This is a genomic window from Thermocoleostomius sinensis A174 (assembly GCF_026802175.1).
In the GTDB taxonomy this organism is placed as follows: domain Bacteria; phylum Cyanobacteriota; class Cyanobacteriia; order Elainellales; family Elainellaceae; genus Thermocoleostomius; species Thermocoleostomius sinensis.
The window spans coordinates 267,769-282,392 of sequence record NZ_CP113797.1; the positions used below are offsets into that span (position 1 = coordinate 267,769).

9 protein-coding genes are annotated in these 14,624 nt (G+C 50.5%); 6 read left to right on the top strand and 3 right to left on the bottom strand.

The window, feature by feature from the left end; translation table 11 throughout:
- The first annotated feature begins 87 nt into the window (after positions 1-87).
- The 3 genes from OXH18_RS01125 (at position 88) to OXH18_RS01135 (ending at position 8,629) form a co-directional block, all read left to right on the top strand.
- On the top strand, positions 88-2,850 hold the full coding sequence (locus OXH18_RS01125; protein ID WP_268610588.1) for an AAA family ATPase: 2,763 nt from the start codon (positions 88-90) through the stop codon (positions 2,848-2,850).
- A gap of 80 nt (positions 2,851-2,930) precedes the next feature.
- Positions 2,931-6,872, top strand: coding sequence for a hypothetical protein (locus OXH18_RS01130; RefSeq protein WP_268610589.1), 3,942 nt, complete (start codon positions 2,931-2,933; stop codon positions 6,870-6,872).
- A gap of 32 nt (positions 6,873-6,904) precedes the next feature.
- Complete coding sequence (locus OXH18_RS01135; protein WP_268610590.1) at positions 6,905-8,629, top strand: sensor domain-containing diguanylate cyclase; 1,725 nt, start codon at positions 6,905-6,907, stop codon at positions 8,627-8,629.
- An 18-nt stretch (positions 8,630-8,647) separates the two neighbouring features.
- On the opposite strand, the gene OXH18_RS01140 is transcribed toward OXH18_RS01135, so the two are convergent.
- From OXH18_RS01140 to OXH18_RS01150, 3 genes are all read right to left on the bottom strand, one after another.
- The gene (locus OXH18_RS01140) at positions 8,648-9,214 is read right to left on the bottom strand and encodes a hypothetical protein (protein WP_268610591.1); all 567 of its coding nucleotides are present in this window, start codon (positions 9,212-9,214) and stop codon (positions 8,648-8,650) included.
- Positions 9,215-9,391: 177 nt separating this feature from the next.
- Complete coding sequence (locus OXH18_RS01145; protein WP_268610592.1) at positions 9,392-10,027, bottom strand: peroxiredoxin; 636 nt, start codon at positions 10,025-10,027, stop codon at positions 9,392-9,394.
- Between the two features lie 220 nt (positions 10,028-10,247).
- The gene (locus OXH18_RS01150; RefSeq protein WP_268610593.1) at positions 10,248-11,165 is read right to left on the bottom strand and encodes a DMT family transporter; all 918 of its coding nucleotides are present in this window, start codon (positions 11,163-11,165) and stop codon (positions 10,248-10,250) included.
- Positions 11,166-11,504: 339 nt separating this feature from the next.
- Here OXH18_RS01150 and OXH18_RS01155 point away from each other — a divergent pair, with 339 nt between their 5' ends.
- The 3 genes from OXH18_RS01155 to OXH18_RS01165 all read left to right on the top strand — a co-directional run bounded on the left by OXH18_RS01155 (position 11,505) and on the right by OXH18_RS01165 (position 14,467).
- On the top strand, positions 11,505-11,825 hold the full coding sequence (locus tag OXH18_RS01155; protein ID WP_268610594.1) for a hypothetical protein: 321 nt from the start codon (positions 11,505-11,507) through the stop codon (positions 11,823-11,825).
- Between the two features lie 305 nt (positions 11,826-12,130).
- Positions 12,131-12,496, top strand: a complete 366-nt coding sequence (locus OXH18_RS01160) for a cupin domain-containing protein (RefSeq protein ID WP_268610595.1) — start codon at positions 12,131-12,133, stop codon at positions 12,494-12,496.
- A 435-nt stretch (positions 12,497-12,931) separates the two neighbouring features.
- Entirely contained in the window at positions 12,932-14,467 is a 1,536-nt protein-coding gene (locus OXH18_RS01165; protein WP_315874806.1) for an ammonium transporter, read from the top strand.
- Positions 14,468-14,624: the final 157 nt, after the last annotated feature.

Sequence of the window (14,624 nt, forward strand, 5' to 3'; positions counted from 1 at the left end):
TAGTTCAAATGAACTGTAAAGTTGGGTATAGTTTGTCCAGAGAAACGCTAAAATCAAGCACTCGACTTAACCCACGTGGGCAGACCTATGGAAATCCTTTCGGTGACGTTGAAAAACTTTAAGTCTCATAGCGATCGTCACTTTTTGTTTCGACCAGGAACCAATGCCATCTGTGGAGAGAATGGCGCAGGAAAAACCAGCATATTAGAAGCGATCGCCTGGACGCTATTCAATTACCGAGGAGCATACAAAAATGAGGATTTGATTCGCAATGGAGCCGGGAGTGCGCAAGCCATTATCGAGTTTGTGTCGAGTCGAGATGGCCGCACCTATGCTGTTAAGCGCTGCACCACCACGGGGTACACCATTTACGATCCGCAATTGGGCGAAAGTCTAGAGTATAAGCGCATTGATGATGAAGTGATGCCTTGGCTGCGGCAACACCTAGGCGTAGCTCCAGGTACCGATTTAGGGCGCTTATTCGCGAATACAATCGGCGTTCCACAAGGTACATTTACGGCTGATTTTTTGCAACCACCGGAGAATCGCAAGAAGATTTTTGATGCTGTTTTGAAAGTGGAGGAGTATCGACAGGCGAATCAGCAAATGTTATCGCTGGAAAAATATGCCAAGGTCGAAGTGGAAACCTTAGAACGAGCACTGGCTCAATACGATGAACGACTGCAAGAACAAGCCCCACTACAGCACGAACATTGGTCATTGAGCCAAGAGATTCTACATGATGAAGTTCAGTTACAACAGTTACAAGTAACCCTGATGTCCTTGCAAGCGGAACGAGAACAACTAACGCTGCAAGCTCAGCAAGTACAACAACAGCAATTACAGTTACAACAACTGACCCTACAGAGAGAAAGCAAACAGCAAGCGATCGAGTTACTGAAACAATCAGTGCAGCGATCGGAACAAGCAATACAAATTTGCACAACCCATCGTGAAAGCTATCAAACCTATCTGCACGTTGAAGAGCATTTACAACAACTTGATCAACAGGTGCGACAACGACAAGCATTGTTTCAAACACGAGACAAATTACAAAAGCTGGCAAATGATCAACAAACGAAACTGACTCGGCTACAGCTGCAACTGGAAACAATCGCCAATGCCTCAGTGCAAATTGAGCAGCTACAGCCACTGATTCAGCAACAAGAAGCACTGGAACAACAACAGTCGGCGATCGTGGAACAATTGAACCAACTTCAAGCTTACAAACTAGAGCAACAAACAATCTCGCGACAGTTGACCAAGCTTCAGTCAGATTACGTCACTATTGAGGCCGCCATTGAGCAAACTCAAGCACTGCAAGCGATAGTTGAGCAAATTCCAGCCTTGGAACAAAAGCGCGATCGACTCCAGGAACAACTGAGCCGTATCGAGGCCGCTAAACAGTTTGAAACAGAATTACGACAATTGGTGACAGAAGGGGAAGCCAAACGCGATCGCCATCAACTAGATGCAGAGAGTGCTTTAGCAACCCTACGAGAGGTGCAGCAGTTTGTCCCCCTACTAGCAACTGCCCCTATAGAAGCAGCATTAATGGCGATCGGTTCTGGTGTTACGTTAAATACCGAACTGCTGAACGCACTGTGGCGAATTTTGGCGGATTTGTCTGAACAAGTGTCGATCGCCAAACTACAACAGCAGTTTCGTCAAACCAAAACTGAACTAGAGGCGGCTTACCAACAAAAAACGGCATGGATGACGCTGGAAGCAAAACAGACTCAGCGAATGCAATTGCATGAAGAAATAACACACTTGCAAACTCGTCTGACCCAAATTAAAGACCAGTTGGCGATCGAACCGCAGTGGCAACAACAACGCCAACAGTTGGTCAATGAATTGAAACAGTTGGAAGATCCCCGCAGTCGCTGTCAAATCCTACAACGTCAGATTCAACAGCAAGCCGCGCTGAATAGCCAATATGCTGCTTGTCATGCCCAACTTGCTAACACACAAGAGCAACTCCTGAGCTTAGATACTCAACTAGCTGAGTTTGCCGATCTAGACGATCACATCGAGCAGCAGAAGCAAGCCAGACAGTTGCACCACGCCAACTATCTTACCTATGTGCAGCACCGCAACGATGCCAATCAACACGCTCATCTGAAAGCAGAGTATCAGGCGGCGATCGCCGAGCTTCAGCAATTGGACGCGGCTCATCAAACCTTGCAGGCAGAATATAACCAGTTCATGCAAACGTTTGATCCACAACAAGCCATGACTGTTGAAGCAACCTATGCAGAACTACGCAGCCAGGCCGATCGCATTCAAGGCGGATTACCCCAGCAGCGCAAACGGTTAATGGATTTAGAGCAGCGGCTGCAACAGCTTCAAACAGTTGCCGAAAAGCGCGATCGTTGTCAACAAGATCTGACCCAAAAGAAACGCACTCAGAAATTCATCACTTTTGCCCGCAAAGCCTACAAGGAAGCAGGACCTCGCATTACAGAACGCTATTTGCAAAGCATTCGTCGCGAAGCCGATCGCCTATTTCGCGAACTGTTGAACCGCCCCAACGTGGCGTTGGAATGGACAAAAGAGTATGAAATCTTAGTGCAAGAGGGTGGACACACTCGGCGCTTTGTGAATCTCTCGGGTGGTGAACAGATGTGTGCCGCATTAGCGGTGCGTTTGGCTTTGCTGCGGGTCCTGGCCGATGTGGACATTGCCTTCTTCGATGAACCTACCACCAATATGGACCGTCCACGTCGAGAAAGCTTGGCAGATGCGATCGCCAACATCAAGTCCTTTCGCCAACTGTTTGTCATTAGTCACGATGACACCTTTGAGAAAGTCACAGAAAACGTGATTTTGGTGCAGCGCGAGTTGTAAATCTCCGCTGTACCTGACAAGGTCAGGATCGGGTCGTTTACTTCTTAAACTAGACAAGTTTTCATGTGGAAGGAGATGGAATGGTAGATCAGCCCGATCGCGCAATGATCATTCGCCTCTCTCTAGAACAACTGGAACAGGCTGAGTTGCTACAGGGACTAGAATCTTGGTTGCAGTTGGGCTTGTTGAACGATCGACAAGTGCGGCAACTATGTCAGCAGTATCTTATCTGTGCGCTGCCGTCTCCGCTGCCTGTATCCTCTCCAGATACCAAATTCCCCAAGCCTAATTCCACCCCAATCGCCACCAGCGCCCTAGACGATCGCGATGTTGCCGCTCCCCCAGCTACCCGTTCGGGTGTGCCCTCCGCCCGCTTTAGCCGATCGTTGCAAGCCCTCATGTCCGAAATCAGCGTGATTTGGCTTTTGTTTTTGGGCGTATTTCTGGTTGTGGTGTCGTCGGGTGTGCTAGCCGCCAGTCAGTGGCAATTGGTATCGCCTATCGGACAATACAGCATTTTGTTGACCTATACCTTAGTATTTTTCGGCGTCGGCCGGTGGGCAGCGCAGCGATCGAATCTGCGGCTGACGGCACGAATGTTGCATATTGCTACGCTATTGATTATTCCAGTGAACTTCTGGATGATTGACGGATTGCAATTATGGCGATCGCCGACAGGAATACTAGTCGGCACGATTGCAATTCTAGGTCTGAGCGGAATAATGAGGTGGCTATGGCAATCTCGATTGAACGTGTTACCCTCTCCTCAACCGCGTTTGGTAGCTCTGCATAGTGTGGGATTGAGTTGGCTTCATCTAGGTTGGGTCGTGAGTGGGGTACCGCTGATTGCGACCTATCTAGGCACGATCGGGACAGCCTGTTTGTTGGTGTGGTCCGAGACAATGCCAACCCACATTGCAACTTCACCAGATACGGCCAATCGATCGCGTTCAATAGCTCCCATCCTCTTAACGCTCTTAACATTGCTTCTAATTGGTAGGGCTGTGTTTGCGGCCCAAGTTCCTTGGCAACAATTGGGCTTAGCCGTGGGGCTTTGTGGCTGGGTCATGGGATGGTTATCACGGTCTCCGGTTAGCGCAGAGACGCAGCTTTGGACGCGCCTTGGGAGTTTGCTCCTGCTGGCGGGTTGGGCTGTGTCTGTGACAACAACTCCACCTCGGCAAGCTCTCGCCGTCAGCGGGTTGGCTCTCTGGCTTCTGATCGATCGGTTACAGAGAACAGGGCGATCGAGCGGGTTGCTGCTGCTGTTCATCGTGGGGCTACAAGCATATAGCCTAATTTGGTGGCTATTTCCAGCGTCCGTTCAGCAGGCGGTGATTGCCACGGCTGGGCAAGTGGTAGGGAATGCAGCCCTCCCCCAGGTGCTGTTGGCGATCGCAGGATTTCCCTATCTCTGGCTAACCCTAGCGCTAGCAAGCTGGTTGCACCGACAGACTCGCTCGATTGCAACAACCATCGCAGAACCAATCACAGAATCACCAGACTCTCCTAATTTTCGACGGCTGGCCCAGCAAGCAGAGACGATCGCCTTCATGTTGGGACTGGCACTAGTTATCCTCAGTTTGCTGAATCCGGGGGTGCGATCGATCACGCTGTGGCTGGCAACGGGGACATTGCTGGGGCGAGTTTACAAACGTGCTAGTATCTCGACGGCTCAAATCTACCTAGTACATCTAGCGGGTCTTACCGCCCTCATCTCCAGCATCGATTGGCAGTTGCCGATGCTGAGCCAACTCCAATGGGGGCAAATTCTGCTGGGGCTGATGGCAGTCAAATGGGGACTGAGTGTAGGCGATCGCCACTCACGATGGCGGCGGAGTGCCTGGTTTTTCGGCTTAGGACTGGCAGGTCTCAGCTATGTAGCACTGCTGCCTACGACAACGAATCAAGCGCTGATCTGGCTGATCGCTCCGGCCCTACTGACGGGTCTCTCGCGGCTCCGCTCTGCTATCGGTAGCCGCTTGTCTGCTTGGTTCAGCACGATCGGGCTATGTGCCCAACTGCTGCTAATTTATTCCCTCAACGGAGCCATCCTCAGTTTTGCCCTTGCCACCGGATTGATGGCACTCAACACCGCCACGCTGCGGCAACTTGTTCCGGCTGTGCTAACAATCGGAATGGCGTTAGGGCTAGAGTTCACCCTGGTTTGGAAGGAATTTGCCCCTCAAATTACGCAAGACACAATCTTGCTGCTGCTGGCAGCGGCACTGTGGCAACTGTGGCTTTTGCACGATCGGCTACGGCGGTCTACCCATGATTTACAGCGACTCTACGCGGTGGCGTTGAATGGTTGGGCGATCGGGCTATCTGGACTTTCGTTACTGCTATTAACTGGGCTAGCGGCTGTCACCTTGACTACACGATCGGCCAGCGGTTTACAGCTAATCGGTGTGGGGACAATTTTAGGGGCAATCAGCTATCGACTGAGACAACAGCCAACTGATCTGGAATTCTGGGGACTCGCGTGGGGGCTTGAAACGGCTACGGCAATCGGTATAGGACTGGCGGGTGGAGACACGATCGCGCTTGGGGCTGCCAATGTAGGTTTAGGATTAGTCAGTCAGTGGGCAGGAGACGGCTGGGTGATGCGATCGAGACAGAACTATCGCGTTAGTTGGCATCTGATTCCGCTGCTGTATGCAGGGTTAGGACTGCTGTGGGTGCACAGAGACTATACAGCCTTTACCGGACTCTATACGCTGCTGGCGGCTGGGGTTGGGTTGGGTGTAGCACGGCGATCGCGCCGGTTTCACTTGCTGACGCTGCTGTCGCTGATACTGGTGTCGGTTGCCACCTACAAGTTGCTGGTTTACCGGTTATGGCAGTCTGAGGGTGAATACCCAGGCGATGGCTGGACGCTGCTGGCCGGCTTGGCGATGCTGATTGCCTGGAGCTATCACGGGCTGGCCAGTTGGCTACGATCGGGTTGGGACTTGGGCGATCTTCAGCGGCGGTTTTTGGCCCACGCCCATTGGGGGTTGGGCAGCGGGTTGGCTGGGGTTGCCGTTTGGTTTCGCCTCAGTCCGGTGGGAACGGGTTTGTTGATCGTCACAGCCTTGGCGCTGTCTGGCTACGCCCTGACCATGGGACACGATCGTTGGCGCCCCACTCAACCAGAGGTTGAACTTGCAGCCGAAGCCGAAGCTCCGCGCCGTTTAAGCACCCGTGGCGAAGCGTGGATTTATGCCGGATTGTTGGAACTGCTCGCGACGATCACCTATGGACTCTACGAAGCGATTCCAGATACTTCGATGTTATTGTCCTGGGCTGGAACGATCGCAGCAGTCATTGGCATTGGGTTCTATCAGGTTCCTTGGCGCAGGTGGGGGTGGTCGGCTCGTCCGGGTCAGCAGTTAGCGATCGGATTGCCCATCGCGGTAGTGGGGGTAACGGCTGGTCGCGTTGCCCTACAAAGTCTGCTGATTGTGGCCGCATTCTATGCCTGGTTGGCTAAAGCGCTGGGAAAAATTCGGGTTAGCTACCTGAGTGTGCTGTTGTTTGAGTGGGCCCTACTGCGATTTTTGTGGCAACAAAACCGGTTGAACGGGCTGTGGATCGCGGCGGGGGTGGGGGGGGCTTTGCTGTATGTGGCACAAATTGATCCAGCGTTGCAACCCCAATCGGCCCGGGATCAGCGGCACTGGCTGCGATCGATCGCTACAGGGTTAATCAGCTTGACGGCCTTCTACCAAGCGGAAGTAGAAACGGGAGCGATGGCAATCGGTATAGGCGTCTTTACCTTGGGCTTCGGGATAGCCCTGATCCTCTCAGGGCTACTGCTGCGAATTCGTGCATTTCTATATCTCGGCACGGTAACATTTATTGGGCAAATTCTGCGGTGGCTCTGGCAATTTATCAATACCGATGCGGTTTTGCTGTGGTCGGTGGGTATCCTGTTGGGAGTCGCTTTTATCTGGATTGCTGCTACCTTTGAGGCGCGTCGTAGTCAGATGAATGCGTTTGTGCAATATTGGTCTAGCGAATTGGAAACCTGGGAATAGAATGAAAGACTGGGAAATCAGTCAATCTATCCATGAAATCACGCTGGAAGCAAATTTATCCCTGGATTAAATCGGCTGTTTTGAATCTAGACTCGATTGATCATTTTTTGAGGCAAATGGTCGAGAAAATTGCTGCTGTTTATGAAGCTGACTGCTTGCTGTGGACGGGGGTGGAATGGGGAGTCACAGACGCGTTACGAGTCTATGGAACCCCGAAGGCTATCTGTCAGTGTGCCAGTGAGTTGGATTTTGTCTGTACGCCAATCGATCGCTTGTCCGACGCAACCGATGATATCGAGGATCGCGCTCGAAACCTAGACTTGTCTCAAACCGTTCATCAATTTCATCCCCAATCATTGCCCTCGTGGTTACTCGAGCAACAGCGAACCCCACAATTGCGGCAACTAGACACGGGGGATTTGGTGATTCCTGTCACTAGCCGAGTCCCATCTCCCAAAACCGCCGAAGACATGGCACTGATGGCAAATCCGCTGCAATTTGTCTTGCAGTTAAACCGCTCTGCTCCTCAAGGAACCCCCGATGCGATCCATTCTCATATATTTTCTGCTGCCTCTACTGCTGCCCCGAATTGCCTCATCCAAGGCTGGACGGTGGAAGAACTTGAATCGATCGACGTGCTTTGCAGTCAAATTGGGCTAGCTTACAGTGCGTTATATTGGCGGCAACGGTTGGAACAATCTCGCCAACAGGCGGCATTGCTGGGGCGAATCTCGCGGCTGCTTAACTCTACCCTCAACCCCGACGAAATTGTCGATCGAATTGTCGCTGAATTGGGCTATGAGCTTCAGTGCGATCGATCGATTTTGGTCTACTTACGCCATCAGCCTGTCAGCATTTTAGCCACGTGGGATCATCCCGAACGGGATCTGATGCCCTTGGAACCAGAACAACTCGATCGAGAAGATTGGCAAGCTGCCATTGAGCTATTTTTGCAAGATGGTGCTTCCTATTTGCAACTAAGCGTTAATGAGCCAGACTTCAATCCATTGCAGCGCTGGCTACAAGCAAGTCGTGTTCAATCCGTTTTATTGGTACCCCTATTCATTCAAGCAGAGTTCTTTGGGGCTGTGGCGCTCTTGTCCTATTATGACCATCGTTATTACCTGCTCGATGAGTTGCAGATGGTGCGACAAGTGGCAGATCAAGCGGCGATTGCGCTGACCAATGCGCAACATTATCAGCGGCTGTGGTTAAAAAAAGAAGACCTGCAACAGCAAAACAGTACGCTGCAACAAGAAGCCGCTCGTGACGAATTAACCCAACTGCTGAACCGACGAGCCTTGGAGCGAGAACTGAATCAACTGAGCACTCGAACCCTTTGGACGGTGCAAGCCACCTTCAGCATCATCGTGTGTGATATTGATTATTTCAAGCAGGTGAACGATGCCCATGGTCACTTAATTGGGGATGTCGTTCTTCAGTCCCTAGCGCAACGGCTGCAAAGTCAATTGCGACGCGGTACTCTGGCCTATCGTTACGGCGGCGAGGAATTTGTGATTGTGCTGGCAGACACTTCTCTCAACCAAGCCACTGATGTTGGTGAGCGGCTACGGCAAGCGATTTGCTCGGCTCCGGTCCCTACTCAAGTTGGTCCGATCGAAGTAACCGCGAGCTTTGGGGTAGCTCAACAAGACGTTCTGCGCGATCACTCCGCATGGGAGGTATTCAATCGAGCCGATCGAGCCTTGTATGAAGCCAAACGTCTAGGACGCGATCGGGTGTATGCATTGAGTTAATTCTCACCGCGCTTGGTTCTATGGCTCTACCGTTTCCCACAGGCGTTCTAACTGATAGCGCCATGCTCCCAGTACTCGATTGCGGGTCGCTGGGCCAGAATCAATATCCCCCATCACGCCTTCTTCATAAAATCGCTCTAACGATTGCAGCGTAGCTTCCAGCGTTTGTCCCTGTTGTTTAGCTGCCCGAATGATTTGTCGCACCTGCGTTTCTGCCAGGTCATTAAACGCATTCCCCAATCCTTGCTGCTGGATGGTGAGTAATCGAGCGATCGCTGCTCGAAAATCAGTGGACGTCAAGCTATCACGGCTATGTTGAAACACGCCCCACAACAACCCTTGAAAGAAGGCATAGCGCGTTTCTTGAGTTTCATCGAAATTGGCTTCTAACAACTGCTGCATAAAAGGCAATGCCTCTTGCATGGGTGCGATCGTTACCAGTGCCCGCAACCACGATCGATCCTCGGATAGCAACACCAACAGCCGCAAATTATCTAGTTCTGCTTGCCAAGATTCCGGCTCATTCACCTGCACCGCTTCACCAAACAAATTTTTTAACTCTGCTGTAATTTCTTGAGGCGTCATCGTACACACCAACCAGTGGAGCATTTGTCTCACTATACCGTGATGCGATTGGCATCATCTCTCCCATGCGATCGAGTTCTGCTTCCAGTCCAACAAACAGTCCAACAAAAATGGGCAGCAGGCACCCCCACTACCCATGTATCGATTAGCAATCACCAATTACCAATCAATAGACACTTACTTATTGGGCTGCGGTGTCATCCGTAGATACGGCTTCACTTCTGTTACCCCTTTAGGGAATTTCTGCTTCGCTTCTTCCGTAGAAATTGACGGCACAACCACTACATCCTCTCCTTCTTTCCAGTTCACAGGCGTCGCCACGCTGTAGTTGTCGGTCAGTTGCAGCGAATCGATCACCCGCAAAATTTCTTCAAAATTGCGTCCGGTGCTGGGAGGATAGGTAATCGTCAACCGCAGCTTTTTATCCGGATCAATGACAAACACGGTGCGGACTGTCACCTTGGCATTGGCATTAGGGTGAATCATGCCATACGCTTCAGACACCGATTTGTCTGCATCGGCAATGATGGGATAGTTAACAGTTGTGTTCTGTGTTTCGTTGATGTCATTGATCCAGCCTTTGTGCGAATCTGCATCATCCACACTGAGAGCAATCACTTTGGCGTTGCGCTTTTCAAACTCGGACTTAAGTTTTGCCACTTCGCCAAGTTCTGTGGTGCAAACGGGCGTATAATCAGCCGGGTGTGAGAAAAAGACCACCCAGCTATCGCCAGCCCAATCGTAGAAATTAATTTCCCCTTCACTGGACTGTTGAGTAAAGTTGGGAACGGTATCACCAAGTTGCAATGCCATAGCTTAAATTCCTGTCTGTTACCTAAGAAACAAAATTCAGACTACATTGGATCATCATCGCACAAAACCCCGGTAAGCCGCTCGGAGTTTAGATCTTTTTACGATTTCAGCATCCTGTAACTCAATAACGGTTCTCTCGGTTGGGGCACTGACTGAACCTATCCTGGGTGACGATCGCCAGTTAGATAGGATTTTGAGCACGGCTTAAAGGCGCGAGGAGCTATTTCCCCAGAGCAATGCTGGCAGACCCAGATACAACGAGCATCGCGCCCATCAGACCAAGCCAAGTCATTGCATCCGCCGTTAACATGGCTGGAAATAGCCCTGAAATCATGAATACGGCTCCCATTGTAATGATTGGCGTCAAGGACAACACCGCACTGACCCTAGAAGCATCCCAACGATCGAGGGCTTCGGCAAACGCTCCATAGGCCAGCAGCGTGTTGAAGGCGCTGAAAATTAACATTGTCCACTGAAACCCTGTCAAGTTGAAGAGAGCCGTTGGTGCGGCTAAAGGTGTGAACAAGAGAGCACTACCGCCATAAATTAACCACATGATCCCAGGCGAACTCAACTGTTGCAGCAGTTGCTTTTGGGCCAAAGCATAGGCTGCCCAAACAATCGCCGCTAGCAATAGCCAAAAACTGCCCAGCAGATAAGCCGCCGACGCTCCTGCCAGCACTTGCAACTGATCGTTAAAAAATAGCGTCATCCCAAACGCTAGCACGCTTAGCCCCAGCCATTGCCGCAGGTGATATCGTTCCTTAAACACAAATAACCCGCCCATCCCCATTAGCACAGGCGCAAGTTGAATAATCACTTGAGCATTGCTAGGTGAAGTCGCATTCAATCCTTTCAGAAAAAACAGGTAGTTCACCGCTAGAGAGACCGTGGCGATGGTAAGCAAATCTAACCGGAGCGATCGCAACGTTTGCCAACTGGGTAATTGCTGCCTTATCCCCAGATAAACCGTCAATAACCCAAACGACAACAGAAACCGAAACCAAGTAACTGTGTAGACATCAGCGGCTTGCAAAACCACCTTCAACGGAATCGGCAACACTCCCCATAACAAAACTGTAATCAGCGCCAGAACAAGTCCCAAGCGCCATTCACCGGAACTGCGATGTAATGTCATCAAAACTTTTGAAACCCCTGATCCTTCTCAATGTGAGGAAGCTAGTTAAAAGCAACTCAGCGTTAAGCTATGTTGCAACCAGCGCCTTGGTTAGAAGCTTGGCAGCAACCAAGTTTTTAGCCGACTTCACACAACTCAATCTCTAAGTTAGTAAAGCACTGGACTGCTACGATACGATAAATTCAATGTTCTCACTTCCTACCACTGGGTCACTCCTTGGGAGGAAGGCAACGGCCCAAGCTCGATCGAATTCACAACACTTCAGCGCTTATTGTTCTTAGATTTCATTCCCTCCGATTCAACATTAATTCTGTCATTCATCTTTATTTTCTTTCCGCTATGTTCCACATTGCCCATGTTTCGTTGTACTGGCTAATTCAAACGTTGCAACCGTTGCTTGTTCCCATCTGCTTTGTCTTAGCTTGGACGATCGTGTTGCTCATTGGTTGGAACACGTGGGCGGCTATCCGAGACAGCATCACAAATGCTAAACAGATGCATCAAATTCCCTGTGCAAACTGTCAGTTTTTCACCAATGATCATCGGCTGAAGTGTCCTGTACACCCGAGTGAAGCGCTTTCGGATGCTGCCATCAACTGTCCTGATTATACTCCTTCGACCTATCCAACAATTTCCTATACCGGAGATAGGTACGAATAGTGAAGTAAGCTTTAAGATGCTCGGCTAGCTTGCAGTGAGTCAATTCGACAATTTGACTTAGATAGATGGTATTTGAGTGGATGCGACTCGTATTCGCCCGTTTCATTTAGGCTAAGACCAATGCTTTATCCGGTTGCACCAGATGCCAACCCCTCCCAACCTTCCCTTGCCAAGGAGAGGAACCGTCGGCGGTGGGGTGAATACTAGGCAGCATGACCAAGAATGGGTATAAGACCAATTAGACCCATTAGATTTAGACTCATTTAGATGAGTTGAGACAACTACTGGCTGGTTGCTGGAAACCTATGCTTGTGCAAAAACTCAATCAATGTCCTGAATTCGTGGCGGGTGATGCAACACTGTTACGCGAATTGCTGCACCCCGACAAACAACCGATCGCCCTACGCTACAGCCTTGCCCATGCGATCGTCTTGCCTGGGCAGACCTCAAAACTCCATGCACTGAAAACCTCGGAAGTATACTACATCCTGAGCGGTAGTGGTGAAATGCGCATTGACGCTGAGACCCAACCCGTAGAGGCTGGCGATGCCATTTACATTCCACCCAATGCTCAACAATCCATTCACAACTCAGGAACAGAGCCGCTAGTTTTTCTCTGTATTGTCGATCCGGCTTGGCGGGCAGAAGATGAAACGATCTTTGCCGATTGAGCAGTATCGATCCCCGTTGGTTGGCTATTTGTCGGTTTGCCTTTTGTGTAGGTTGGTATGTTGCCGATCGATTTCCCTAATTGGCGGACAATTCTTCTCAAGATACTAGAGAAGTAGCAACATTCTATAAAATTACCGAGGAAGAAAAGCAAAATGTATTCCGGAATACAGAACTGACATGTTAACAGTTGATGAAATTTCTATGATACGTACCAAGCTTTCAGTGGGTGCTCGAGTGTGTCAACAGGTCGCTTCTCTATGAACGCCGACTTGTTGATCAACTCAGTCCTCTACTCGCCAGATTTACAATTTGGCTGATGCTAAGAGGGTTTACTGGAAGGTGTGGGTTGCTCCTCCTATCCGAACGATAAGGACTCTGCTGTGTTTCGTAGAGTTGTTGGCTAACTGCAACTAAGAAAGGAACATCGAGTGATGATGTCTAAGAAACTGGACTTTAGAAGAAAACGGTTAAGAAGTCAGACTGAGCCGCTATTGGCGATCGGTTCTGGCTCTCTGCCAAATGTCAATGGGGCGTTTCAAACGCTGAAGAGGATTCTGCCTCAGCTATCTGCGAGTTGGCTCGCGTGTGTTCCTCTGACCGCCCTCATCGTTGGTGCGTGGAGTTTGGCAGCATCTGCCCAGGAGGAACCCCTGACTCCGGAAAGCGTTCAGGCGACGTTAGATAACATCTGGGTTCTCGTCGCAGCGATTCTGGTGATTTTCATGAACGCAGGGTTCGGCATGTTAGAAACCGGATTCTGTCGTCAGAAAAATGCTGTCAACGTTTTGTCAAAGAACTTGATTGTATTTGCACTGGCAACGATTGCGTATTGGGCGATCGGCTACTCCCTCATGTTTGGGGCACAAGGCAACGGCTTCTTTGGGGCTGGTGGTTGGTTCCTAACAGGAGATTCGGCCACCTATGGGTTGGAAGAAAGTACCTTGACCGTGCCTGTGTATTTCTTGTTCCAAGCTGCCTTTGCCGGAACGGCCGCCACGATCGTTTCTGGAGCGGTGGCGGAGCGCATCAAGTTCATCGACTTCCTCATTTTCAGCCTCCTGATTACGGGTATTTCCTATCCCATCAGTGGTCACTGGGTCTGGGGCGGTGGAATGCTCTCTGAGATTGGCTTTTTAGGCGGCACAGGTTTCTCAGATTTCGCTGGATCGACGGTGGTTCACTCGGTGGGCGGTTGGGCCGCCTTGATGGGTGCTGCCATCCTAGGACCTCGCATTGGTAAATATACCAATGGTCAGCTTTCGGCACTGCCCGGCCACAATATGAGCATTGCCACGTTGGGATGTCTGATCTTGTGGATCGGCTGGTTTGGATTCAACCCTGGCTCTGAGTTAGCAGCCAATGAAGCGGTTCCGTACATTGCTGTCACCACCAACTTAGCCGCAGCAGCGGGTGGAATTTCAGCGACTATCACGTCTTGGTTAGCTTCTGGTAAGCCTGACCTCTCGATGATTATTAATGGGATTTTGGCAGGTCTGGTCGCTATTACGGCAGGCTGTGCTGGTGTCACCTACCTGGGCGCTGTCATTATCGGCTTGATTGGCGGTATTATCGTTGTCTTCTCGGTGTATTTCTTTGACAGCATCCGCATTGACGATCCAGTGGGTGCTATTTCGGTGCACTTGGTCAATGGTATTTGGGGAACCTTGGCGGTTGGCTTGTTTGATCAGGAGTCTGGCTTGTTTTTTGGCGGTGGCGCGAACCAACTGATTGCGCAAATTCTTGGCATTCTGACGATCGGGCTATGGACGGTCGTGCTCAGCACTATCTTCTGGTATGCGTTAAAGTCCATCATGGGATTGCGTGTCACCGAAGAAGAAGAGTTGGTGGGCTTGGACATTGGCGAACACGGCATGGAAGCCTATAGCGGCTTTTTGAAGGAAGCGGGTGGCGTCGCTGGCAGTTCTGTTAGCTCAACGGCTGGCTCACCTGGAGCTACAACGCATTACTAATTTATGACTTAAATGCTTGGTTGGCATCTTGAGCTAACCTTAGTCTGACCTCACACGTGAAGGGATGCTGCTAGGCAGTGTCCCTTTTAGTTTGAGTTTAGTTTGAGAGAGTCGGGGGTCGGGAGTCGGGAAGTCGATAAGAATTTTTTACAGACTT